Source organism: Agrococcus versicolor, assembly GCF_039531815.1.
Lineage (GTDB): Bacteria > Actinomycetota > Actinomycetes > Actinomycetales > Microbacteriaceae > Agrococcus > Agrococcus versicolor.
The window spans coordinates 230842-255746 of record NZ_BAAAQT010000008.1; the positions used below are offsets into that span (position 1 = coordinate 230842).

The 24905-nt window shown below is 71.4% G+C and carries 19 protein-coding genes; 9 read left to right on the forward strand and 10 right to left on the reverse strand.

The genetic code is table 11. The features are described from left to right. The first annotated feature begins 110 nt into the window (after nucleotides 1-110). From ABD249_RS13480 to leuE, 4 genes are all read left to right on the forward strand, one after another. On the forward strand, nucleotides 111-311 hold the full coding sequence (locus ABD249_RS13480) for a hypothetical protein (protein ID WP_344344413.1): 201 nt from the start codon (nucleotides 111-113) through the stop codon (nucleotides 309-311). Nucleotides 312-380: 69 nt separating this feature from the next. Continuing rightward, nucleotides 381-917: a hypothetical protein gene (locus ABD249_RS13485; protein WP_344344415.1), complete on the forward strand. Its 537-nt coding sequence runs from the start codon at nucleotides 381-383 to the stop codon at nucleotides 915-917. A gap of 14 nt (nucleotides 918-931) precedes the next feature. Next, nucleotides 932-1375: a hypothetical protein gene (locus tag ABD249_RS13490; protein WP_344344417.1), complete on the forward strand. Its 444-nt coding sequence runs from the start codon at nucleotides 932-934 to the stop codon at nucleotides 1373-1375. Nucleotides 1376-1446: 71 nt separating this feature from the next. Next, complete coding sequence (gene leuE / locus ABD249_RS13495) at nucleotides 1447-2202, forward strand: leucine efflux protein LeuE (RefSeq protein ID WP_344344419.1); 756 nt, start codon at nucleotides 1447-1449, stop codon at nucleotides 2200-2202. Nucleotides 2203-2223: 21 nt separating this feature from the next. Here the strand turns inward: leuE and ABD249_RS13500 are convergent, their stop codons facing one another. Beyond that, nucleotides 2224-2922 (reverse strand): TY-Chap2 family putative peptide chaperone, encoded by a 699-nt coding sequence (locus ABD249_RS13500; protein WP_425546340.1) that lies wholly within the window; start codon nucleotides 2920-2922, stop codon nucleotides 2224-2226. After that, nucleotides 2919-4358 (reverse strand): ADP-ribosylglycohydrolase family protein, encoded by a 1440-nt coding sequence (locus tag ABD249_RS13505; protein WP_344344423.1) that lies wholly within the window; start codon nucleotides 4356-4358, stop codon nucleotides 2919-2921. The genes ABD249_RS13500 and ABD249_RS13505 overlap by 4 nt, the downstream gene beginning before the upstream one ends. A 98-nt stretch (nucleotides 4359-4456) precedes the next feature. Between ABD249_RS13505 and ABD249_RS13510 the strand changes: the two genes are divergently transcribed. Continuing rightward, nucleotides 4457-5080 (forward strand): NUDIX hydrolase, encoded by a 624-nt coding sequence (locus ABD249_RS13510; protein ID WP_344344425.1) that lies wholly within the window; start codon nucleotides 4457-4459, stop codon nucleotides 5078-5080. A gap of 15 nt (nucleotides 5081-5095) precedes the next feature. Here the strand turns inward: ABD249_RS13510 and ABD249_RS13515 are convergent, their stop codons facing one another. From ABD249_RS13515 to ABD249_RS13525, 3 genes are read right to left on the reverse strand one after another with little or no spacing between them, the layout of a single operon-like run. Further along, nucleotides 5096-7528, reverse strand: coding sequence for a DUF429 domain-containing protein (locus ABD249_RS13515; RefSeq protein WP_344344427.1), 2433 nt, complete (start codon nucleotides 7526-7528; stop codon nucleotides 5096-5098). Nucleotides 7529-7555: 27 nt separating this feature from the next. Next, nucleotides 7556-8023 (reverse strand): hypothetical protein, encoded by a 468-nt coding sequence (locus ABD249_RS13520; protein WP_344344429.1) that lies wholly within the window; start codon nucleotides 8021-8023, stop codon nucleotides 7556-7558. 38 nt (nucleotides 8024-8061) lie between these two features. Further along, nucleotides 8062-8688 carry a VWA domain-containing protein gene (locus ABD249_RS13525; protein ID WP_344344431.1) on the reverse strand — a complete coding sequence of 209 codons (627 nt, stop codon included), beginning with the start codon at nucleotides 8686-8688 and terminating at the stop codon, nucleotides 8062-8064. Nucleotides 8689-8803: 115 nt separating this feature from the next. Between ABD249_RS13525 and ABD249_RS13530 the strand changes: the two genes are divergently transcribed. Both ABD249_RS13530 and ABD249_RS13535 read left to right on the forward strand, forming a co-directional pair. Continuing rightward, on the forward strand, nucleotides 8804-9367 hold the full coding sequence (locus ABD249_RS13530) for a hypothetical protein (protein ID WP_344344433.1): 564 nt from the start codon (nucleotides 8804-8806) through the stop codon (nucleotides 9365-9367). A gap of 2 nt (nucleotides 9368-9369) precedes the next feature. Next, nucleotides 9370-10113, forward strand: coding sequence for a hypothetical protein (locus tag ABD249_RS13535; RefSeq protein ID WP_344344435.1), 744 nt, complete (start codon nucleotides 9370-9372; stop codon nucleotides 10111-10113). A 296-nt stretch (nucleotides 10114-10409) separates the two neighbouring features. Here ABD249_RS13535 and ABD249_RS13540 read toward each other — a convergent pair whose 3' ends face one another. Beyond that, complete coding sequence (locus ABD249_RS13540; RefSeq protein ID WP_344344437.1) at nucleotides 10410-11090, reverse strand: hypothetical protein; 681 nt, start codon at nucleotides 11088-11090, stop codon at nucleotides 10410-10412. Between the two features lie 456 nt (nucleotides 11091-11546). Between ABD249_RS13540 and ABD249_RS13545 the strand changes: the two genes are divergently transcribed. Both ABD249_RS13545 and ABD249_RS13550 read left to right on the forward strand, forming a co-directional pair. Continuing rightward, on the forward strand, nucleotides 11547-12923 hold the full coding sequence (locus ABD249_RS13545) for an APC family permease (protein WP_344344438.1): 1377 nt from the start codon (nucleotides 11547-11549) through the stop codon (nucleotides 12921-12923). Between the two features lie 988 nt (nucleotides 12924-13911). Further along, nucleotides 13912-14763, forward strand: a complete 852-nt coding sequence (locus tag ABD249_RS13550; protein ID WP_344344440.1) for an alpha/beta fold hydrolase — start codon at nucleotides 13912-13914, stop codon at nucleotides 14761-14763. 64 nt (nucleotides 14764-14827) lie between these two features. On the opposite strand, the gene ABD249_RS13555 is transcribed toward ABD249_RS13550, so the two are convergent. The 4 genes from ABD249_RS13555 to ABD249_RS13570 all read right to left on the reverse strand — a co-directional run bounded on the left by ABD249_RS13555 (nucleotide 14828) and on the right by ABD249_RS13570 (nucleotide 24896). Beyond that, nucleotides 14828-19027: a fibronectin type III domain-containing protein gene (locus ABD249_RS13555; protein WP_344344442.1), complete on the reverse strand. Its 4200-nt coding sequence runs from the start codon at nucleotides 19025-19027 to the stop codon at nucleotides 14828-14830. 174 nt (nucleotides 19028-19201) lie between these two features. Beyond that, the gene (locus ABD249_RS13560) at nucleotides 19202-23242 is read right to left on the reverse strand and encodes a fibronectin type III domain-containing protein (protein WP_344344444.1); all 4041 of its coding nucleotides are present in this window, start codon (nucleotides 23240-23242) and stop codon (nucleotides 19202-19204) included. Between the two features lie 155 nt (nucleotides 23243-23397). Then, entirely contained in the window at nucleotides 23398-24243 is an 846-nt protein-coding gene (locus ABD249_RS13565; RefSeq protein WP_344344446.1) for a Cof-type HAD-IIB family hydrolase, read from the reverse strand. A gap of 107 nt (nucleotides 24244-24350) precedes the next feature. After that, nucleotides 24351-24896 carry an NYN domain-containing protein gene (locus ABD249_RS13570; protein ID WP_344344448.1) on the reverse strand — a complete coding sequence of 182 codons (546 nt, stop codon included), beginning with the start codon at nucleotides 24894-24896 and terminating at the stop codon, nucleotides 24351-24353. Nucleotides 24897-24905: the final 9 nt, after the last annotated feature.

Sequence of the window (24905 nt, forward strand, 5' to 3'; positions counted from 1 at the left end):
TCCGCTTCCTACGCGACGCCGGGCTGCAGGATCCTCTCTCGTCGTACGACAGCGTCTTTTCCGGCTATCAGGACTCCACGGACCTCTGTCTCCGAGTGTCAGGCGCGACCGTGCTGCGCTTCCTCGATCCGCTCGGCCGCCGCGACAGCGCAGGGCGCGAGATCCCGCACGAGTTCGTCATCTTCGACCCGATCGACGCCCCGATCGAGACGCTCGACGAGGGGATCGCGAGAGTGTGGCCGATGGTGGCGGACGAGTACGCAGCGATCTGGGATCGACCTCGACCGATGCGCTCGTCCACAGATTCCTAGGATCTGCATGGCGTCGGCTCGAGTCCCCGTATCCTCCAAGCACGACTCACCGACGAGAGGACACCGCCGATGAGCACCATCGACCGACTCGCAGCAGCGCAGACCGCCACGAAGCGCGACGTCGCCGCGATGACGACCGCGATCGCAGAGCGCGACGCGCTCGACACCGTGCGCGCGACGTTCCGCGAGGATCGCTACGGCCTCTTCGAGTACGCGGGCGTGCCCGTGACCGTCTCCGATGGCTCTCGACTCCTCGCAGCCCGGCCCTTCGACTCCGGCACGGGCAAGCCGACGAGCCCGCTTCGCGCGTTCGAGGTGCTCGACGGGCTGGGCGACGGTGACGGCGACGTCGTCCCCGCGACGGACCTGCAGCACGGCGAACTCGCCACCGTGCGCCTCGAGCACACGCTCTACGGCGTCTTCGAGGTCACGGGCGTCGCGCTGCAGACGCCGGACGGATCGCGCACCCTCGTGGGCGAGTGGATCGTCGCCGACGGCGGAGCCCCCGCGCACGATGTCGTCGAGGCGCGACGCCTCGCCGCCGCCGGCGAGCACGACGTCGCCGTGCCGGCACCGCTCGCGCACGTCGAGACCGACGTGCTCTGACGATGCCGTCGCGCGTGAAGACGCTCGACATCCCGCTGTCGACCGGACCCGTCCGGCCCGACAGCGACGAGCACTACGTCCTGACCCTCTGCGAGCAGATCATCGGCCTCCGCTCGCTGCGCCAGTACGCGTTCGATTGGCTGCGCGCCGACCCCGATGCGCGCGGCAGCCGACGCAGGCTGCCCGTCGACGCGTACTGGCCCGAGCGCTCGCTCGTCGCGCAGTACTTCGAGGGAGCGATCCGCCCCCTCGCCGAGATCGAAGGCGAAGCGCTGTCGGACCGCACGCGACAGCGGCTCGCATACGACGAGCGGCGGCGCACGCAGCTGGCGCTCTACGGCATCCAGCTGGTCGAGATCTCGAGCGAGCAGCTCGCCCACCGTCGCACGAGGCTGCTGCGCGACGACGTGCACGACAGGATCGTGCTCGAACCGATCCTCACCGCCGCGATGCCGTAGCTGCGGGTCTCACCGACCGACGGCAGCATCCGACCTGCCGCCCCTGCCTCACGAGATGCGAGGATCGCTGCATGCTGGGCGTCACCGACCTCGGCGGCTACCTCGTCGGGCTCGCCGTCATCGTCCTCATGCCCGGACCGAACTCGCTGTACGTGCTGTCGGTCGCGGCCCGCCGCGGCATCCGGACCGGCTACGCGGCGGCTGCCGGCGTCTTCCTCGGCGACGGCGTGCTCATCGTGCTGGCAGCGCTCGGCGTCGCATCCGTGCTCGCCGCCAACCCGATGCTCTTTACGGTCGTGCAGTGGGGTGGCGCGCTCTACCTCGCCTGGCTGGCCTTCACGTCGCTGCGCGCGGCATGGAGGCAGTGGCGCGGGCGGCGCGAGGTGCGCACCGCACCCGACACCTCCCCCGTCGACCTCGCCCGACTCGACGCTGCAGGCATCGACGCCTCGGAGATCGACGTGCGCGAGGAGGCGCTGATTGCCGAGCGTGCTGCGCCGGCGCCCGCACGCGTGGCTCGGCGCGAGCGTCCGTTCCGCCGCGCCCTCATCGTCAGCCTCCTGAACCCGAAGGCGATCCTGTTCATGTTCGCCTTCTTCGTGCAGTTCGTCGACCCCACCTACGAGGCGCCTGCGTTGACGTTCCTGCTGCTGGGCGGACTGCTCGAGATCACGAGCGCGCTCTACCTGACGACGCTCATCCTCGTCGGGGCGCGTCTCGCCGAGGCGGTGCGGAGGCGACCGCTCGTCGCGGTGGCCGGCAACACCGCGATCGGGGTCGTCTTCCTCGCGTTCGCGACGCGTCTGGTGACGAGCCCTCTGCACTGATCGGCACGCTCCTAGGCGTCCCTACGCCGCCTCGAGCACGGCCCGCACGACCCGGTCGAGATCACGCCCACGCTCCTCGTAGATGGTGAACGCGGGGACGAGCCCGTTCGCGCGCGTGTGCACGAAGCCATCGGTGTCGAGCACCATCGCGACGTGGACGTCTCGACGTACGACCCAGAGGTGGGGCACGACCGTCGGATCGTCGAAGCGGATCTCGGTCGCAGACGCGAACGCCTCGCGCTGCTGCGCGAGATCCGCGAGGACGGTCGGGAATCCGTCCACCTCGCCCAGCGAATCCGCAGGAGCTCGACCCTGGATCACCGCGGCCGCATCGAGCGGCTCGATGGTCCAGTCGTGACGGTCGTCGAGTCGGAGGGCGAGCAGCTGCGCAGCCAGGCGGTAGACGAGGGTGCGGTGGGTGGTCGCCGGCGCGCTCTCGGCGATGCCGAGGGGCGAGATGCGCTCGATCTGCCGCACGATGTCGTGCGCGCCTCCCGCCCGGAAGATCGTGTCCCACGTGAAGAGCGTCGAGCCGGACTGCTGCAGGACCCGGACGCCGTCGACGAGGTTGGCTGCCACGCCGACGTCGTGGCGCTTGGCGAGCAGCACGCCGCCGTCGCGCTCATGCGTGAAGCGCCCAAGCATCATCCGCTCGTGGCGACGGCAGAGCTCGGACAGGATCCACCAAGCCTGATGCAGCAAGAAGCGATCGGCGATCACCGTGCGCCGCCAGCGGGCGTGAGTCGACGCACCGCATCCACCAGGAAGCGCTCGGGGCCGTAGTTCGGCAGGGCCCCCGAGACTGCCTCGAGCGCACCGGAGGGCGCTGCCCCGAGGTGCCGCACCGCGTACGCCGCGGCGACCGCCGACGTCCGGCTCCGCGCCTCGAAGCAGTGCACCAGCACCGTGCAGCCCTCCTCGCGGAACGTCGCCACCGCGTCCGCCGCGTCGGTGAGGACGCCGTCGACGTCCGCGTTCGCGCCATCCTGATCGACGATCCACACCAGGTGGTGCTCGCTGGCCGGCACCCGCACCTGCTCGGTGCCGACGCGACACAGCGAGACCACGGCATCGACGCCCGCCGGCAGGTGGTCGAGCGCCGCGAGGTCGCCCAGCCAGACGCCCTCGTCGAGGGGGTGCCGCAGGAGCGTCTGATCGACGCCCACGGGGAACCGTGCGGCCGACGGCCACCCCTTCGCATCGGCGCGGCCCCTCCCCATCGCGAGCACCGCCCACTGCTGGAGGTCGAGGTGGGTGCCGACCCTCCCCTCGCCCGCCCAGCCGTGCAGGTGGCGACGCCAGCGGAATGGCAGCGCGGTCACGCCGTGCACGGCACCGGCCAGGGCACCGGCGATCGCAGCGACCGTGTCCGTGTCGTTGCCGCAGCGGACGGCGAGCACCAGTCGCTGCTCGAGGGTGTCGGCGTGCACGATCGCCGACCACGCGGCCTGCAGGGCCTGCACCACCCAGCCGTTCTTCGGGAAGTCCCAGGGCATGCGACGCTCTGCGTCGTCGATGCGGCCTGCCCACACGTCGCGGCGATCCGCCGGGATGCGCGCGAGCTGGCCGCGCAGGTCGAGCTCGCCGGTGAGGATCGCGTGGCGGATGGCGAGGCTCCACAGCACGCAGGCATCGCCCGCCTCCGGGTCGAAGTGGGTGAGATCGCTGATGGCACGAGCGGCGGCCGCGAGACGATCCTCCGTGCCGGGCTGCTCGTCCAGGAAGGCGAGCGCCACAGGCGCCGTGCGCATGAGCGTTCCGTTGCCGGCGCTCCGGCCGGTCTGCTCGTGCAGGATGCGAGCGGCACGACGCGCGTCGGCAGCGGTGAGGCTTCGGATCGTGCCGAGCACGCGACCGATCTGGACGCCGACGTCCTTCGCACCGCGTCGCCATCCGGCCCACTCGGCGACGAGCGCGTCGAGCGTCGCCTCCTCGTCGAGACGTCGCCCCTCGGCGAGCGCCCGGAGGATCGGCACTGCCATCGCGGTGTCGTCGGTCCATTCGCCGAGCTCCCATGGGCCGCCGGGGCGAAGCACGACGTCGGCGTCGGTCGGCAACGGCGCCTGGAACTCGTACGGTGCGCCGAGCGCGTCGCCCGCCGCGGAGGCGATGATCGCGCCGAGGGCGCGATCCTTCTGGATGGTGCTGAGTCGCATGTCGACTCCCTTCGTCGTGGCGGAGCCCCCGCCTGTTTGCTCACTTCTGATCTAATCCGATGCCTCCGACATTAGCGCGAATCTGCTTGAATGCAAGCATGAGCGTGGAACGCAGCCGCAGCGGCCGAGACCTCGGCGACTACCCGCGACCCTCCGTCGCGGTGGATACGGCGGTGCTGACGATCGTCGACGACGAGCTGCGGGTGGGGCTCGTGGCGGACGCGCGCGGCGGGCGACGCCTGCCCGGCACCTTCCTCCATGAAGGCGAGCGGCTCTCGGATGCCGTGCGCCGATCGCTGCGCCAGAAGGCCGGCGTGGAGGACGTCGAACCGCAGCAGCTGCTCGTGTTCGACGCTCCGGATCGAGACTCGCGCGGGTGGGTGCTCTCGGTCGCGCACGTGACGGTGGTGCGCGCCGGGGCAACCGGGGGGCTCGAGGCGACGCCGCTCGTCGATGCGACGGGGCTCGACTTCGACCACGACGCGATCGTCGTCCACGCCGCCGAATGGATGCGTGAACGCTACGCCGAGCGACCCGATCCCGACCGCCTCCTCGACGAGGGGTTCACCCTGCGCGAGCTGCGTCGCATCCACGAGGCCGTTGCCGGGCATCGACTGCAGCCGGACACGTTCCGTCGGGCGATGCTGCCGTTCCTCGAGGAGACCGGCGAGCTCGCGCGCGGCGGCGTGGGGAAGCCCGCGCAGCTGTTCCGGCGCCGCTGACCTCGGGTCGCCTCGTCAGCGGGGCGCCGACTCGTCTCCCAGCCTCCGAAGCATCTCCTCGACCACCGCCCAGGCGGGTGACGACGTCGCGACGTCGTCGACCGCGCCGATGAACGCCTCCAGCGCCGACTTCAACGCCGTGTCCGCAGGCGTGAGCGCCGTCTCGAAGCCTGGCCGCAGCAGATAGTCGTGGCTGTCGGCCGCGTGGGCGACGAGCGCGTCGAGGAAGATCTCGACCTGCCGACCGGCCCAGGCGATCGCATCCTCCCCCTGCTCGAGCTGGCTGATCCCCATGTCGATCGATCGAGCCGTGCGTCCGAGCAGCAGCGCGTCGAGCGGATCGACCCGCAGCTGCAGTGCCGTCGCGAAGGGAACGCCATCGGAGCGCTGCACCGCGCTGCGCACGTCGTGGACGATCTCGTGGAAGTGGTCGTCGGTGAAGCCGAAGCCGACGAACAGGAGGTGGTGCGTGATGAGGTTCGCCTTGACGATCGACGAGAGCGCGCTGCGTGTCGCGTTGTAGCCGAGGTAGTCGTCGCGGGTCAGGACGATGGACTCGGGACGGCCGACGCTGCCATGGAGCTTCAGCAGCCAGCGGGAGGCGCCCGCCTCGAGCTGGCCGTCGGAGATGACCGCGACTCGATCGCCGCCGATGTCCTTTGTGGCTCGCTCGTAGAGCTCGTCGTAGTTCAGGGTGATCGCCTGTGGCGGAGCCAGCGTGGCGAGCAGGGCGGGTGCGAGTCCGTAGCGATCGAGGTTGGCCTCGTCTGCGATCGCCTGGCGGAACGCGTCGCGTTCGCCGCTCGCGGCCTCGGCGAAGCGATGCTCGAGGATGGCGGCCTGATCGAGCGGCGAGCGGCCCTGCTCGAGGATCGCCTCCACCTCGTCCGTGCCGAGCCCCACGCGCTGCGCGAGCCGCTCGATGAGGCCGCGCCAGGTGGGACCACCGCCGCTGACGCTGACGCCCGCACCCATGAAGGGTACGAGCCGCCCCGCACGTGCCAGCCCTGCGAGCTCTGGGATGGCGTCGCGCTGCACCTCGGAGAGCGAGGCCCACGGGTCGCGCTCGCCGCCTTCGAGCTGCCGTCGCACCATCTGCACGTGCGCGAACGTCGCGGCATCCTTGATGACGATCGCGACGTCGACGCCGTGCTGCGCTGCAGCCACCGAGGCGGCGCGAAGGATGATGGCGAGCACCTCGCCCCGGATGCTGCCGCCGCCCCCGGCGCCCGTCCCGAACGTGGGCATCGCGAGCAGCGGGACGGGACGGGACGTCGACGACGGCTTCGATCCCACGGCCGCGGCCGCGACGGCGATGAACTCGCGAACGGCTCGGTCGAGGTGCTCCGGGCCACCGGTCGCGGTGACGCCCGCGAAGGGCACCGCCGTCAGGATCGGCAGAGGACCGTGCTCGGCGTCGTCCTTCAGCGCCGCGAGCGGCACCGCCAGGCGATCCCCGCTCTCGTAGGCGTCGGTCAGGGATCGACGCACCCGCTGTCGCACGTCGGGGATGCGCCACGCCTCGGTCACCTCTCCCCGCAAGTCGCTGGGCAGGAGCCAGGCATCGCAGGCGAAGCTCAGGAGGCTTCCGCGCGTGACGAAGACATGCGAGGCGTGTCGTCGGGGCTGATCCTCGGTCATCGTGTCCTCCAACCCTGCCGGTGGCAGCGTCTCCTCGTCGTCCCCGATGCGCCTCGGCTGGGTCAGACGCGCCGTCGGTGCCCAGGTCGGCGGAGGCGGCGCGACGATGTATCCCGTCTCGACGTCGCCGTAGACCTGGAGCGCCGAAGGACGCTGCGCCCAGAGCCAGGCGAGATGCGCGCAGAAGATGCCATCGATCTCGTCCTCGACAGACCCGAGCGCGCCGCGGCTCGTCGATGCGTCGACGACCTCTCGGATGCGGGCCCAGTCCCGGCTGTCCCCGAGACGAAGCTCGGCGATGCCCTCCATGAGGTCGAGGAGTCGACGAGTCTCGGCGAGCTGCAGCTCGGCGCTCTGCTTCTTGCGCTTGTACTTGAGCGTGCGGCCCAGCTCGAAGATGCCGATCATCGCGGGATGCGGGTACACCTCGATCGCGACGTGCTCCCGGTGCGGCAGCGCAGGATCGATCGACAGCCCGAGCCGCCGCGCGAGCGTCAACGCGCGAGGCGGGTCGAAGTGCGGATTGGAGGTGTTGGACGGGTAGCCGCCGGCATCGAACCGCCCGAAGACGGCGTGGAGGAGCTTCTCGCACGGCCGCGACCCTGCGGGGTTCGCGACGACGAGCGGGGCATCCATGGCGACGACGCCGGTTCGTGGCGCATGGCGCTCGATCCAGGCGGCGATCTCGTCGTCGGTGCTGAGCGTGTCGGATGCCGTCAGGGCACCACTCGAGTCGACGGCCGCGATGCCGGTCCGACCACGAAGGCCCCAGGCGAGATCGATCCCGACGTGTGCGACTGGCTGCATGGCGGCGCCTCCTGACGCGACCTTACGTCACGACTCGACGGGCATCCGCGTTCGCTTGTGGACGTCGGCCTCGTCCATGGAGGAACTGGCCTTCCGCTGCAGCACCGGTAGCCACATCTCGAGCAGTTCGACTTTCGTGCCTCTGGCCTCCATGCGGGAGCCGCACTCGAGCCAACCAAGGGAACAATCGGCGAGCCACGAGGCGACGACGTCGACATCGTGCGCCCCAGCGGGCGGTGCCACGCGATCTCGAAGCGCGGAGTGCGGGATCCCCAGCAAGAGTTCGCCCACGTGGCGACGAAGCGCAGAGCGCGAGAGATCGAGCGAGGTGGAGAGGTGCGTACGCACCCGGCCCCTGAGGTTCGAGGTGCTGCCCAGATAGACGACCTCGCCGTCACGCATCCAGACGTCGAGCCCCGGCGTGTTGGGGACACTTCCGATCTCGAGACTGGAGACCCGAAGCCTCGGCCTTTCGAGAAGCGTGTACCAGTCCATCAACCTCGACCTCTCAATACCGCAGACTCTCGCCCAATCTATGCGCCCGCAGCCGAGTCACGCTCGCCGTCATCGAACCCGCGACGCTCGCCGCGGCGCAGGTCGGACATGTACCGGCTCATGGAGGCACCGAGCGTGCCGACCGCTCCTGGGGCCGGCGCGTACGTCATGGAGGCGTCGCCCGCGAACCCGAGGCGCGCCCCGGTGAGCACGGCATCCTGGTTCGCGCCGAGGAAGACGAAGTCCCAGCCGAATTCGGTGCGCTGACGCTCGACCGCAGCCTTGACCGACTCCGCCGACCACTCCTGGCTCGAGTTCTCCATGCCATCCGTCACGACGATCACCTGCACGCTCGACGGCCGCGCGTGCTCCGGCATGCCTGCGAGCTGCGCGCCGAACTGCTGCACCGCGAATCCGACGGCGTCGTACAGCGCGGTGCCACCACGAGGCTCGAGCCGGATGCGCACCGTCTCAGGATCGCCGAGGACGACCGCATGCTCGATGCTGTTGTCGAACGTGACGACGTCGACGGTGAGCAGCCCCGGCTCCTCCTTCTGCTCGGCGATCGCAGCCTCGAGCGCCTGGACCATCTCGTCGCGGATGCTCGCCATCGAGCCGCTGCGGTCGATGACCAGCAGCATCGCTGCGTAGTTCGGATCGGTCATGGCGTCTCCTTCGATCGTCTTCCCTGAACGATCCTCAGTGTCGCGTCGACCACTGACACGATGCCTTGTGGAGAAGCCGCGCAGGCGTCTTCTTGTGGCACCTAACCTCGCGCACATGCCGCGACCGTACTTTCGAAGAGCAATCACCGCTGCCTGCCTCGGCCTTCTTGCGGCACTGACAGGATGCGAGCCAGGTTCGACGGCCGAGCCACCTCCTTCGACCTCGCCGGATCCTGAAGCAAGTGCAGCCGGTGAAGCTAGTGCGATCGCAGGGGCCGAAGCGACGGCTTCTCGCTTCGTCCGCCTGACCGACGCGGCGTTCACAGAACTTCTTGTGCCCGAGGAACTCGGGGAAATCGCTACCCCGGAGATCGTTAGCAACATCGTTGCGGAGGTGGAGTCATACGTCGATCGCGGCTACAGGCTTGAGGGCGAGTCTCAGCTGCTCGCGGTCCACGCGACCTCAATCGAGATGACTTCAGCCGAGGACGCCTTGGTGTCACTGACCGGCTGCTTGGACACAAGCGAGAATCGGGTCGTTGACGGCGCGGGGGACCCCGTTACTGGCGGCGATGTTGAGGTCCGTGTCGTGACCTTCGAGATCAGGTGGCGTGGCGGCGCGGGGACCGTCTTCGCAACTGAGTTCCCTGAGGACGGAGCCGTCTCTTGCGCGCCCTAATCGTGGTTGCCCTGCTCGTTGCGTTGGTACCGACGCAGAGTGGCCTTCCGGTCGCCGCGGCCTCGTGTCAGCAAGGTGTGGGTTGGGGCGACCAGTTCCTTGGCGTCGCGAGTCAGTGCGCCACCCAAGCGGTGCCCGCTCAAACACCGAGTGTTGCCATAACCGAATCAGCGACCCCAGACCTGCGCTCGAATCAGCGTCCGCTCCGCTGCGCACGACGAGAATCTCCGTGCTCTTCGCAAAGCGAAGCCGTCACTACACCCGCACCGATCACCATCTCCGACCTCGTCGGCTTCACGCCCGCCGTCGGCGAGCTCGTCGTGCAGCCCGAGGGATGGGGCGTGCTCGGCATCCCAACCAACTTCGTCGCGACAGCGACGGAGCACGTGCAGGACGGCACCCTGCTCGGCCAGCCCGTGCAGGTGCGGTGGCGGCCGACCGCCTTCACCTTCGACTACGGCGACGGGACGATCGTCACGATGCCCGACGGGGGTGCGCGCTGGTCAAGCGCGAGCGATGACTGGGCCGAGACATCGACCAGCCATGCCTACGGCGCGCGGGGCCAGTACACGGCGTCCGTCGCCGTCACCTTCGAGGCCGACCTCGGCAGCGCTGCGGGATGGACACCCGTTCCCGGCTCGCTCGACCTCGCCGCGCCAGCCGAAGGCGTGCAGGTGTTCGAAGTGCAGACGGTGCTGACCCGCGGGGACTGCCTCGCCTATCCCGACGATCCGGGTTGCTCGTAGTGAGACCGGCGCCCGCAGGCCATATCTGCGACGGTCGCAGCAGGGCACGACGAGGCGAGCGCGATGCTCGATCGCCCCTGACTTCCTGCGGCAGCACGAAGAGCCAGCGTGCAGCACCTCCTCATCCACGCTCGTTCGGGCGACTGTGCGCAGCGTCTGCTGCGTCTCGCTTGCCGCGAACCCGACGCACGAGGATCGTCACCACGACGACCACCGCGACCAGGAGGATCGCGCCGACGACGCTGTAGAAGATCGCGAAGTGGACGGCGCCAGAAGGACCCATCTGCCAGACCCGATCAATAGTTCTTCTGCGTGCTCACGGCCGTCGGTCCGACCGACAGCTGCAGCCACGTCCGCGAATTGCTCCCGAACATCGTGACCATCAGCACGAGCTCGGCAGTGGACGGGCGCGAATTGGAGAAGCCGGTGCCCTTCGTGATGCGCAAATGCTCGAACGTCCACGAGCAGCCGATGCACGACGCGTTGTAGTTCCACGCACGCGTGATGCGAGCCTGGCTCACCGACTGCCAGTAGTTGGCCTGGAACGAGGTAGTGAGATTGAACACCGTCTCGGAGACCATGCAGCCTGTCGAGCTCGTCGCACCCGCAGACGTGTAGCGGACGCATCCAGCAACAGCACGCGCCATCACCTGGCCTGGCTGCACCTCGACCGGCACTTCCTCGAGAGAGGTCGCGAACGAGCCGTCCGCCCAACGAGAGATGGTGCCTTCCATCGCGCCTCGCGCGTACGACTCGGTCGATACCGGCGGCTGGTCGGTCTGAGCGCCGACCGGGACGCCTGCCTCCACGGCATCGAGCAATCCTTGCCACTGATGCTGCGGAACATCATGGTCGACGAAGAGCTGCTCGAGCTCGGCGGCGGTGGTTGGGCTCAGGGCGGCGTCGGCCTGCGGGAGCATCAGGGCTCCGCCCGTCAGCGCGAGGACGCCTGACGCGGCGAGAGCGATGGTCTTCATCAGCATCATGGGATCCGTTCTGTCGAATTTTCCGTCTTATATTCGACGTTGCCCAGATGGGACGGCGCAAGGCCGGCGGATCACGCGAGATCGTCAACTTGAGGTGGCGAACGATGACGAAGGCTCAGTGAAGGGCGTTGCGCGCAACGTCGGAGCGACGACACCTCCCCAACGCAGCGGACGAAGACCCTCGCCCCAGCTCGGAGCGGTCGGCCCGCGCCATGTCGGCCGACCCCATGGCCATTCGCGGAGCCAGGGCGCGTCCGACCACGCGCATCCGCGAAGGACGAGCCCGGCAGCCTGTTCTGCACGCGCGTTCTCGGTCCGTTCCTTGCAAGGATGCGACACCGACTCTCGCCCTAGGCCGAGAACCCCGCCCTGCCACGCCACACATATCTGCGCAACTCGTCGCGAATAGCAACTACCAATCGCCAATCCGTGGCATCGTGATCGGCTATGACCGACGCACCCGCGGCACGCACCGTCGAAGCCGACTCCGGAACCAAGCTCAAGAAGGGCATCACGACCCTCCTGCTCTTCTTCTTCATCGTCGGCGACACCCTCGGTGCCGGCATCTACACGCTCGTGGGCACGCTCGCGCAGGACGTCGGCGGAGCGCTGTGGATCCCGCTGCTCCTCGCCCTCACGCTCGCGCTGCTCACCGCCGGCACGTACGCCGAGCTCATCACGAAGTACCCGCACGCCGGTGGCGCCGCCCGCTTCGCGGAGCGCGCGTTCAAGAAGCCGTACGTGACCTTCCTCATCGGCTTCCTCATGCTGTCGTCGGGCATCACGACCTCCGCAGCGCTCGCGAACGCGTTCGCCGGCGACTACCTCGAGGCGCTCGTGCCGAACGTCCCGACGATCCCCGTCACGATCTTCTTCATCGCGCTGCTCGTCATCATCAACATCCGCGGCGTGCGCGAGTCGCTCATCGCCAACGTCGGCGCGACGCTCATCGAGATGACCGGCCTCATCATCATCATCGCCATCGCGGCCCTCGTCATCGGCGGCGGCGGCGGCAACCCGGAGCGCATCACGACCTTCGCGGAGGACATCCCGCCGCTCACCGGCGCCTTCGCTGCCACCATCACCGCGTTCTTCTCGTTCCTCGGCTTCGAAGCCGCCGCGAACATGGCCGAGGAGGTCAAGGACCCGTCGCGCTCGTACCCACGCGCGCTGTTCGGCGCCATCCTCACCGCTGCCGTCGTCTACCTCGCCATCGCGATCGGTGCGGGCATCGTGGTGCCGACGGAGCAGCTCGCGAACTCCGAGGGTCCGCTGCTCGAGGTCATCACCGCCTCCGGCTTCTCGTTCCCGCCGTGGCTCTTCGCGATCATCGCGCTCGTCGCGATCGGCAACGGCGCCCTGCTGTTCCTCGTCATGGCATCGCGCGCCACGTACGGCCTCGCCGAGGCGAAGCTGCTGCCCGCCGTGTTCGGCAAGGTCCTCCCGGGCCGCAAGACGCCGTGGGTCGCGATCCTCGCCGTCGGCCTCGTCACCGTGGCCATGTCGTTCGTCGGCGACGTCGGCACCCTCGCCGACACGACCGTGCTGCTGCTCGTGCTCGTCTTCATCTCGGCCAACGTGTCGGTGCTCGTCCTCAAGAAGGACAAGGTGTCGCACAAGCACTTCACGGCGCCGAAGATCGTCTCGATCCTCGCGCTCATCGCCTCGGTGGCGCTGCTCACGCAGCAGTCGGCGCAGACGTGGCTCATCGCCGGCGCCTACATCGTGGTCGGCACGATCCTCTTCCTCATCGCCCGCGCCGCCCGCCGCCGCTCGTACCGCGAGGGCACGGCCGAGCCGACGAAGGCGCTCAAGCTCGAGTGACCGGGTCCGCGCAAGCGGAGCACGGATGGATGCGGGGCGGGCCTTCGGGCTCGCCCCGCTTTCGTGTCCGGAGGATGCGCCGGTGTCGTCTCCTCCTCCCGGACCGCCGCATCCACGGTTGAGCGGCGCGCCGGATGGATGGTGCGGCCGGCGGTCCGCTGGAGCGTGAGCCGGGCGGCGGATGGATGGTGCGAGCGGCGGGGCGCTGGGCCGTGATCCCGGCGCTGAGCACTGGGCGATCACGCCCTTCGGCCACACCGGCCGCCCGATCCACGCGTGAGCGGGGTGTCGGGCGGAATGCGCGGCTGGCGCTTCGCTGGAGCGTGGATCCCACGGTTGTCCACCGGGCAGGCGCTCGCCCCGAACCCGCCTATCGCCGCATCCACGCCTCTACGAGGAGCGAGATGGATGGTGCGGCTGGCGCTTCGCTGGAGCGTGGATCCCGCGGTTGTCCACCGGGCAGGCGCTCGCCCCGAGCCGGTACCGCCGCATCCACGCCTGAGCGAGTCGTCGGGTGGAATGCGCGGTTGGCGCTTCGCTGAAGCGTGGATCCGGCGGTCCTCCACCGGGCAGGCGCTCGCCCCGAGCTCGTCCACCGCCGCATCCACGCGTGAGCGAGGTGCCGGATGGAATGCACGGCTAGCGCTTCGCTGAAGTGTGGATCCGGCCGCTGTCCACCGGTCAATTGCTCGCCCCGAGCTCGTCCACCGCCGCATCCACGCGTGAGCGAGGCGTCGGGTGGAATGTGCGGGTGGCGTGTCGCTGGAGCGTGGATCCGGCGGTCACGTGGCCGCCGACGCTCTGACCTGACTTCTCCGGCCGCGCACCGGCCCACTAGCGGCCGCGCACCGACCGCGCACCGACCGCGCACCGACCAAGAACCGACCGCGCACGATAGCGAACGCGCGCACGCATCTCACCCACCTGCGCCGCCGCGCACGGCCTGCGACGGTGGGTCTCGAGGACACGGACCCACGAAGGGAAGACGATGTCGGAGATCTCCGTCAACACCAGGATGCTCGGCCTCAAGGACGTGCAGGTGCACGTCGAGGAGCACGGACCGGCCACCGGCCGTCCGGTCGTGCTCATCCACGGATGGCCGCTGTCCGGAGCCTCCTGGAAGGAGCAGGTGCAGCCGCTCGTCGAGGCCGGCCACCGCGTCATCACGTACGACCGCCGCGGCTTCGGCCAGAGCGACAAGCCCAAGGCCGGCTATGGGTACGACACCCTCGCCGACGACCTCGCCGGGCTGCTCGACGCGCTCGACCTGCGCGACGTCACGCTCGTCGGCTTCTCGATGGGCGGCGGCGAGGTCGCTCGCTACGTCGCCCGCCACGGCGAGGAGCGCCTGCGCTCCGTCGTGTTCGCCGCCGCGGTGCCGCCGCACATGATGCAGACGCCGAACGACCCCGACGGCCCGCTCAGCGCTGCGCAGGCGGGGAAGATGACCGCGCAGCTGACAGCCGATAAGGACGGGTTCCTCGACGACTTCACGACGCAGTTCTTCTCGGCGAACGCCGACGGCACCGTGCTCGTGACCGAGGCGCAGCGGCAGGAGGCCATCGCCCTCGGCCAGCAGGCCGACAAGCTCGCGATGCTCGAGGCGATGCAGTCGTTCGGGCTGACGGACTTCCGCGACGACCTGCCGAAGGTGACCGTGCCGACGCTCGTCATCCACGGCGACGCCGATGGCATCGTGCCGTTCGAGGGCTCCGGCGCGCGCACCCACGCGGCCATCGCGCACAGCGAGCTCGTGCTCGTGCCCGGTGCCCCGCACGGACTCAACGTGTCGCACGCGAGCGAGTTCAATCGCGCGCTGATCGACTTCCTCGCGCGCTGACCCAGCAGGTCGTCGGATGGGCGAGGCCCCGCCGGATCTCCTGATCCAGCGGGGCCTCGTCGCGTCAGCGCGCGACCGGGCGTCTGCGTGCCGCGACGCCGACCAGCAGGAGCGCCGCGCCGAGCAGCAGCATCGGCAGCAGCGCGTCGAACCCCGTGCGCGGCAGGTGCCCCGCACCGCCCGCCGAGCCGGCCGACGGCGACGGCGCGACCGGCGCCGCACCCGAGCCGGCCGCACCAGGCGCGGGAGCGACGACCACCGGAGGCGCGACCACCGGCGGCGTGACCACCGGAGGCGTCACCACGGGCGGGTCGACCACGGGCGGCGTCACGATCGGCGCGGCGATCGTCACCGGCACGCGGATGGGCACCACGTCGGCGCCCGCATCCACCAGGCGCACGACGACCTCGTGCTCACCCGCGGGCACGCCCTCGGGGATGGTCACGACGAGCGACAGCTCTCCATCGGCGTCCACGAGGCCACGGCCGAGCTCGATCGGCGTCGAGTGCAGCTCGACGATCGCCTCGGCACCGACGGGCAGGTCGGAGGCGCGGACGAGGATCTCGTCGCCCGCTCGCAGGGTCGAGCCCGCGAGGTCGGTGCCGTCGGGTCCGAGGATCGTCGGCACGAAGACGAAGGGCGTCGTGGCGACGCTCGCGCCAGCACCGGGGCCGTTCACGTTCACGGCGACGACGGTGAGCACGATCGGCGAGCCGTTCTCGAGCCCCGAGACGACCGCGCTCATGCCGTCGACCGTGATGAGGGCGAGCACGGGCTCGCCGTCCGGCGTGGTGACGCGCACGTCGTAGGCGAGCATCGGCGTGCCGCCGTTCCACTCCGGCGCCTCCCACGACAGCTGCACGCTGCCGTCGCCGGGCGTCGCGACCAGCGCCTGCACCGCCGTCGCGAGACCGGTCGGCGTCGCCGACACCGCCGCGCTGAACGCACCCGTGCCGGCGGCGTTCACCGCGGCGACCCGGAACTCGTACGTCGTGCCGTCGTCGAGACCCAGCACCGTCACGAGGTTCTGCGTGCCCTCGGTCTCGGCAGGCACCGTCCATGCGTCGTCGCCGACGACGCGGTGCTCGATGACCCAGCGCTCGATCGGAGCGCCGCCGTCGGACAGCGGCGGCAGCCATGTCAGCTGCACGCGGCCGCTGCTGGCGAACGCGGAGAGGTCGACGGGCGCGCCGGGCAGCGATCGCGGCGTCGTGCTCGCGGCCTCGCTCCAGGCACCCGGGCCGGCGACGTTCACCGCGGCGACGCGCACGCTGTAGCCCACACCGTCCTCGAGCCCGTCGACGATGGCGGATGCACCGGTGAAGGTCACCTGCTCGGGCGTGACCCAGATGGGCTCCTCGAGCTCGTTGCGCTCGCCCGCGCGGCTGACCTGCAACACGTAGCCGTCGAGGTCGGCACCGCCGTCGAACGCAGGCGCCTCCCACGTCACGGCCATGCCGCCTGAGCGCGGCGATGCCACCACGTCCACCGGGGCGTCCGGCACGGTGCGCGGCGTCGCGGATGCCTGCACCCACGGGCCACGGCCTGCGGCGTTGATCGCGGCGACGCGCAGATCGTACGTGACGCCGTTCTCGAGACCCGAGACGCTCGCCATGGTGCCCGTGAGCACCACCGCGTTCGACACGATCCACTCCTCGGAGCCCTCGGCGCGCAGCTCGATGGCGTAGGAGGTGACGTCGGCGCCGCCGTCGACGGCCGGTGCGGCCCAGGAGAGCTGCATCGATGCCGCACCGGGCGTCGCGACGAGCGACGTCGGCGCCTCGGGCAGCGTGAACGGCGTCGCGGATGCGATGCCGCTCGGCGAGCCGAAGCCCGCCACGTTGCCTGCCGTGACGCGGAAGGCGTACGAGACGCCGTTCGTCAGATCCTCGACGAGCGTGCTGCGGCCGGCGAGCACCGTCGCGTCGACCGTCTCCCACTCGCCACCGTCGGCGCTCGCCTCGATGCGCCAGGCGTCGATCGCGGCCCCGCCGTCGGATGCGGGCAGGGCCCACGAGAGGGACACGGAGGCGTCGCGCGCCTGGGCGGTGAGGCCGGTGGGCGCACCCGGCACGGTGCGCGGCGTCACGGACGCCGCCTCGCTCCACGCGCCGGTGCCGGCCGCGTTCACGGCCGCGACGCGCACCTCGACGGCCACGCCGTTCGTGAGACCCGTGACGGTCGCCGTGCCCGCACCCAGCTGGGCGGTGACGGATGCGATCCACGCGCCCCCCGCGACCCGCTGCTGCACGACGTAGCCGGTGACGGCGTCGCCGCCGTCGCTCGCCGGGGCCGTCCACGAGAGCGAAGCGGTGCCGTCGCCGGGCGTCGCCGCGACCGCGGTCGGCGCCCCGGGCACCGTGCGGGGCGCCGCCGACACGGTCGCCCACGGACCCTGCCCGCGCACGTTGATCGCTGCGACCCGCACCTCGACGGCCGTGCCGTTCGCGAGCCCCACGAGGGATGCGGTGGTGCTCACCACACGCGACGCGTCGACCGGCGTCCACTCGCCGCCTGCCGGGCGCTGCTCGAGCACGTACGACGTGATCGCGGCGCCGCCGTCGGCCGGAGCGGTCCATGACACGTCGACGCGACCGTCGCCGGGCACGGCGGTGAACGAGCCGGGCGCAGCGGCGACGCGGCTCGGCACGAACGAGACCTCGCTCGAGGCGGGTCCGGCGCCGGCCGCGTTCACGGCGACGACGCGGAGGCGATGGCTCTCGCCGTTCACGAGGCCGAGGAGGTCGACGGTGGCCGGGTCTCCGGTCGGGGATGCCTCGCCGATCGTCATCCAGGCGCCGTCGACGAAGCGCTCCACCCGGTAGCTCGTGATGGCCGAGCCGCCGTCGAACAGCCGCGTCTGGAAGGAGATCGAGATCCGCGCATCGCCCGACGACGCCCCGAGGAGCGTCGGAGCCGCCGCGAAGGTGCTGGGACGTGCAGAGACGAGCGCGCTGAACGCGCCCTGCCCGGCGGCCGTCACGGCAGCGACGCGGAACTGGTGGTACGAGTTCTCGGTCAGCCCCGAGATGCGTGCGGTCGTGCCGTCGATGGCGCTCGCGGGCACCGGCGTCCACGGCTCCTGGTCGACCTGGCGCTCGACGACGTACGACAGCACGGGCGAGCCGCCGAGATCGGCGGGCGGGCTCCAGGCGAGCGCGATCGTGCGATCGCCCTGCGGCACGGCGGTGACGTCGAGCGGTCGCGACGGGGCGACGATGTACGTGGCGGTCGCCGACCCGGCCGGGCCGGTGCCCTCGCTCGTGACGACGCGCACGGAGAAGTCCGCGCTCTCGCCGAGGCCGAGCTCGTAGGCGAGCCCGGACTCGGTCGTGCGCGCGACGGGGACGTCGAGGCTCGTCGACACCTCGTAGTGCTCGAACGTGCCCGTGCCCATCGAGAGCGGCGGGCTCCAGTCGACGACGACGAAGCCGTTCCGGTACTCGAAGCGCAGGTCCTGCGGCTCCGACGGCAGCGGGTCGGCGATCGTCACGGTGAACGCGCGGGTGACGGACCCGGCGGTGCTCGACGCCTGCACGGAGAACTCGAACGTGCCCATCTGCGTCGGGGTGCCCTCGAGCGTGCCGATCCACGAGAGCGTGAGCCCGGGAGGCAGCGTGCCCGTGAAGTCCTGCACCCCCGGCTGCGGCGTGCCCTGGAGCGTGAGGGCGGCCGAGTACGGACGCCCGAGCACGCCGTCGGGCAGCGTGCCGAGGATCTGCGGCAGTGCGACGGTGTCGGTGTCGTCGACGTAGGTGCGGAACGCGAGGTCGCCTCCGGAGGCGTCCAACGAGCCTCCCGGGTAGCCGTCGTTGAGGGGGAAGACGAGCGTGCCGGCGCTGCTCTGGTTCTCGATCCGGACGACGTACGTCTGACCGGCGGTCACGAGACCCTTCTCCGCGAAGCGCAGGGACGCCCATCCGACGCTCGGCACGATCGTGGCGCCGCTCGACACCGTCGCGCCGGCGGAGTCGAAGACGGCCGCCGTGAGCGTGGGCCTGTCCAGCGCGGCCGCGACGTACAGGTCCAGCGCATCGAGGAGGCCGGTGCGGCCCGCGGTGAAGGTGAAGAAGTCGCCCGACTGCGCAGTGATTGCGTGGGTCTCGACGCCCGACGGCTCGTTGACCTGGTCGACGGTGCCTGCGGCCTGCGCCGCGGGCGCGGGGGCGAGGAGCAGGCCGCCGAGGGCGACGGTCGCGGCGAGGATGCCGGCGAGCGCTGCACGCAGGGGACGGCGGACGGATGCGAGCGATGCGGATGCCATCGGGTGCCTTCGAGAGGAGCGCCGAACGGGCCGCTACGAGAGATGAGTCAGACTCACCATAGACGTACCCCGTGCCGCGCACCTAGCGGATCGGACACCGAACTTCGCGACGTTCAGTCGCATGACGACGGCGACAGACCCGAGGGTCGGCCGCCGCCGTCGGTCGCGCTCGGATCAGCGCTCGCGCACCGCCGTGCGACGTCGCACCGCGACGCCCGCGCCGAGCAGCGCGAACGCGAGCAGCAGCATCGGCAGCAGCCCCTCCGCACCCGTGCGGGGCAGGGTCGCGGTGCCGGACGACGGGCCGCCGTGCGACGAGCCACCGGAGGACGAGCCACCCGCCGTCGGCGCCGGGGCCGAGGGCGTCGGCGCGACGGGCGTGGCCTCGATCGCGAACGCCGTGACCGACGGCGCGAACACGAGGTCCTCCCCCGTCAGCAGCACGACGAGCTCATGCGCGCCGACGGTCGCATCGGCCGGGATGCGCGCCTGCACCCGCAGGACGCCGTCGGCGCCGACGAGCACGGAGGCGAGCTCGACCGGCGTCGAGCGCAGCTCGACGACGACGCGCGCGCCGGTCGGCAGGCCCTGGGCGGTGACCGTCACGACGTCGCCGCCGCGCAGCGTGGCACCGGCGAGCGGCGCACCCGTCGGGCCGACGACGGTCGGCGCGAACGCGAACGGCGTGGCGGCGACGGGTGCCGTGAAGGCCCCGGCACCCGCATCCGCGGTCACTGCCGCGACGCGCAGCTCGACCGCGACGCCGTTCGGCAGCGCCGTGAGCGTCACGGTGGTGGCGGTGGTGGTCGTCGCGACGACCGTCCACTCGCCATCGACGCGCTGCTGCACGACGTAGCCGAGCAGGTCACGGCCGCCGAGGGACGTCGGCGCCTGCCACGAGACGACGATCTGCCCGTCGCTCGCCAGGGCGACGAGACCCATGGGCGCATCGGACGTCGTGAAGGGCGAGACCTCGACGGTGGCGCTGCGCGCACCCGTGCCCGCCGCGTTCACGGCCGCGACCCGAAGGCTCGCGACGTCGCCGTTCTCGAGACCCGTCACGACCGCGGTCGTGCCGTCGATCGTCGCGGCTGCCGCGATCCACTCGCCGTCGACGAGCCGCTCGACGACGTAGCCGTCGATCGTCGCGCCGCCCGTGACCGCCGGAGCGACCCAGGCGAGCGTCGCCTGCTCGTCGCCGGGCGTCGCGGCGAGCCCCGTCGGAGCGCCGGGCACGGTGATCGGCACGGCGGTGATGGCGTCCGAGGGGATGCCGGCGCCCGCCGCATTCACAGCCGAGACCCGCAGCTCGTACGCCTGGCCGTTGACGAGGCCCGAGACGAGGGCGGTGGTGCCGTCGACGTCGTCGGCGAGCACCGCCGTCCAGTCCGTAGCGCCGACGGCGCGGATCTCGAGCACGTACCGCTCGACGTCGGCGCCGCCGTCGAAGGCGGGCGCGGTCCATGCGACCGAGAGGGCTTCGTCCTGAGCCGTGGCGCGCAGGCCGGTCGGCGCGTCGGGCACCGTGTACGGCGTCTCCGACACCGTGGCGCCGACGGCACCCCGGCCGGCGGCGTTCACGGGCACGACGCGGAGGTCGTACGACTCGCCGTTCGTCAGGCCCGAGACGACGGCCGAGGTGCCGGTCACGACCGCGGCAGCTGGGGCCCAGTCGCCACCTGCGATGCGCTGCTCGACGACGTACGCCGTGATGGCGGAGCCGCCATCGAACGCGGGGGCGACCCACGTGAGCGACACCGTGGTGGATGCAGGCGTCGACTGCAGGCCCGTCACGGCATCCGGCACCGTGAAGGGCGTCGCGGCGATCGACCCGCTCGCGGCCCCGGCGCCGACGCGGTTGACCGCGACGACGCGCAGCGCGACCTCGACGCCGTTCGTCAGCCCGCCGACCGTCGCGGAGGTGCCGACGACCGACGTGCTCGCAGCCGCCACCCACGACGTGTCGACGAGTCGCTGCACGACGTAGCCCGAGACGACGGCGCCGCCGTCGGCCTCCGGAGCCGTCCACGTCAGCGTCACCTGGCCGGCGCCCGCGACCGCGACGAGCCCGGTGGGCGCTCCGGGCACCGTCGCCGGCGTCGCCGTGACGGTCGCGCCGTCCGGGCCGCGGCCGGCTGCGTTGACCGCGACGACGCGGAGCTCGATCGCGGTGCCGTTCGCGAGGCCGGTGATCGCCGCCGAGGTGCCCACGATGGCGACCGACGTCGGCGCGGCCCACTCGCCGTCGCCGATGCGCTGCTCGACGACGTAGCCGTCGACGGGTGCCGCGGCGGTCGACGGCACGGCGCTCCAGGTGAGCGTCACGCTGGCGTCGCCTCCGGTCGCGACGACGTCCTGCGGGGCCGCCGGCGTCGTGATGGCGATGAACGTCACGGCTCCCGTGGGCTGCCCGGCACCCACGTCGTTCCGCGCGTAGACGCGGTACTCGAGCGCCTCGCCCACCTCCTGGCCGAGCCGCACGGACGTGCCGCCCGTGATGGTCCAGATGCGCCAGGTCGACTCGCCTGCGAATCGTCGCTCGACGGTGTACACGTCGAGGGCGGCGCCGCCATCGCTCGTCGGCGCCTGCCACTGCAGCAGCACGACCCCGGGGCCTCCCACCGAGGCCTGGAGCGCGAGCGGCACGCCGGGCACCGTCGCGGGCGTCGCCGTCACGGCGGCGCTCGCCGCGCCTCGACCGGCGGCGTTGACCGCCAGGACGCGGAGCTCGAGCGTCGTCCCGTTGACGAGGCCGGTGATGCGAGCGGTCGTGCCGTCGATCGCGACGTTCGTCGACGCGCCCCACGGGCCGCCCGGGATGCGCTGCTCGACGACGTAGCCGTCGACCGGTGCCTCGGCGCTCGAGGGCACGGCGCTCCACGAGAGCGCGACCGAGCCGTCGCCTCGCGTCGCGACGACACCCTGCGGCGCAGCCGGCACGAGGACCGCCGCGATCGAGACGCTGCCGCTCGGCGAGCCCTCCCCGACGGCGTTGACCGCGGTGACGCGGTACTGGACCGTGGTGCCCGCCTCCTGGCCGACCTCGAGCGACAGGCCGGACGGCTGGCCGATGCCGGTCCATCCCACACCCTGCACGAAGCGCTGGACGACGTACGAGGTGATCTGCGAGCGGCCGTCGCTCGCCGGCGCCTGCCACTGCAGCAGCACCCGCTCGGGACCTGCGAGCGTCGCCTGCAGCGACTGCGGGGCGTCCGGCACCTCGGGGGCGATCGGCTGCACCCGCACGGAGGTCGAGGCCGAGCGGCCCGCAGCGTTGATCGCGCCGATGCGGACGTCGTAGAAGGTGCCGTTGGCGAGACCCGTGATGAACCCCGAGGTGCCGGAGATCGTCGACGGCCACTCCACGTAGCCGCTGCCACCCTGGTTGACCTCGACCGCATACGAGGCGGCGCCGGGAGACGCCTCCCACGTGAGGTCGACGCGACCGTCACCCACGACGTAGCTCTGGATCGTCGGCGGGCGCGGCACGTCGATGACGACGACGCGGGCGGTCCCGCTATCCGACCCCTCGCCGACCGAGTTGCTGGCGACGACCTTGAACTCGTACTCGACGCCCACCGTGAGCCCGGTCACGAAGGCACCTCGCTGCGTCGGCGCGATGCCGGAGGGGCCGGGGACCCATGCACCCGATCCCACCTGCCGCTGGAAGACGTCGTATCGCGTGATGGGAAGGCCGCCGGTGTTCACGGGGGCCGCCCAGTCGAGCGCGACGGTGCCGGGGCCGCCCGGGACGGCCGTCACGGCCGTCGGAGCCTGGGGCCGGCCGGTGCGCGTGTACTGCACCGGTGCCGCCGAACCGGCGCCCTGGGTCGTGTAGGTCGAGACGACGATCGAGTAGGTCACGCCCACCTGGAAGACCGTCGGCTCGAACACGACCTGGGTCGTGCTGGAGGTGGTCCTCACGCCCTGCCACTGCAGGGTGTAGCTGCGCTCGGTACCGGTGCCCCAGTCGGCGGGCTCCTGCCAGGTGACCCGCACACCGCCGTCCCGCAGCGTCGCGATCGCCACGTTCCTCGGCGCGGTCGGCGGCACGATGGCGGGGTCGGCCTGCGGAGCCGCGGCAGGGCCTGCGGCAGCGTCGGCCGGTGCCGCGGGGGCGACGAGCGCGCCCGTCAGCGCGGTGGTCGCGGCGACGACGCCCGCGAGCAGCGCGTGCAGGACGCGACGGGGACGGGTGACGGATGCGGTGGCCATGGGGCGCCTTCGATCGAGCGACGTCGGCATGGCATCGCGAGAGGTGAATCTCGCTCAGCGTAGGTCCGACACGCCGCGACACGCCGACGCGAGCGCTCCCGTTAGGGGATCGCTGGCCCCCCTCGGGGATCGCGCGCGCAGGCCCTCGGCCGCCGCTAGACGAGCCCGTGACGCACGAAGGCGTTCCAGATGCCGTCGTCGAGGACGCCGGTCGTGAACTCGCTCGCGCGCTCCCGCACCTCCACCACGGCATCCGCCATGGCGATGCCGATGCCGCACACGTCGAACATCTCGACGTCGTTCGCCGAGTCGCCGATGCCGATCGCCCGCTCGGCGTCGAATCCCAGCAGCGGCAGGACGACCTCGATCGCGGCACCCTTCGTGACGCCGGCGCGGCTCACCTCGCCGCTCGCGGTGCCGAGGTTCGGCATCGTGCCGGTGATGACGTGGAAGTCGGGCCCGAGTCCCTCCGAGATGCGTGCGAAGAGCCCGAGGTCCTCGCCCATGAACATCGCCTTCGCGACGCCCTCGGTCGGCAGCGGCTCGCGCTGCACGAGGGGTGCGACGCGCGGGTGCTCGTGCGGCTCGATGCCCTCGAACGTCTCGCCCGCGTACCGACGCAGGTAGTCGGCGTACAGCAGATGCACGTGCGCCGTCGGGTACACGCCCTCGTCGGTCTGCAGGTAGTAGTCGACGCCCGCCTCCTCGAAGACCGACACCATGCGCGCGGTGTGCTCGGCGTCCATCGTGCGCTCGAGCACCTGCTCGCCGCCGATCGACGCGTAGCCGCCGCCGGCGGTGATGGCGCCGTCGAAGCCGATCGCCGCGACGTGGTCGGGCACCTCGCCGGGCGCGCGACCCGTGGCCAGCAGCACGACATGCCCGTTGGCGCGTGCGCGACGCACCGCCTCGATCGTGGAGTCGGCGACGCGCGCCGCCTCGTCCATGATCGTGCCGTCGACGTCGAGGAAGACGACGCGGGCGTCGGATGCGTGCGGCATGGCGGCCTTCCGGCTTGCGGATGCGGGGGCGGCGAGCGAGCGCCCGCCGCATCCATCCCATCACCCGCAGGGCGACGGCGCCGAATCGGGCCGTGGGCCCGAGCCGATCAGAGGAAGAGCTGCGGGTCGAACTCGTCGATCGGGATGATGCGCACGCGCGGCAGGCGCGCGTTGAACGCCTGCACGTCGTACTCGAGGTCGAACGACTCGACGCCGGGCACCCCGCGCAGCGTCGACGCCATGAACTCCGCGAACCCGACGATGCCGACGCGGCGCGTGCCGTCGGCGAGCGCCGTCATCTGCGGGGCGAAGTCGCTGTCGTGGCTCACGAGCATCACGTCGGCCTCGCGAGCGCGCAGCGCGTCGGCGGTGCGCTGGATGGCGATGTCGACGACCTTGCCGTCGCCCTGCAGCGGCACGGGCGTGTAGCCCATCGCGAGCAGCGCCTGCACGAACGACATCGGCAGGGTCTCCTGCACGGCGAGGAAGAACAGACCCTTCACCGGCTGCTGCCACGCGCGCTCGGCGTGGTCGAGCACGACGTTCCAGCGCGGACGCTCGTGCGGCTCGGGTCGACGCCCGAGCACCGACTGACCGAGCGTGGCGTCGATGTTCTCGCCGTCGACGAGGATGTAGGTGAGGCGCTCGGTCATGGCTCGACG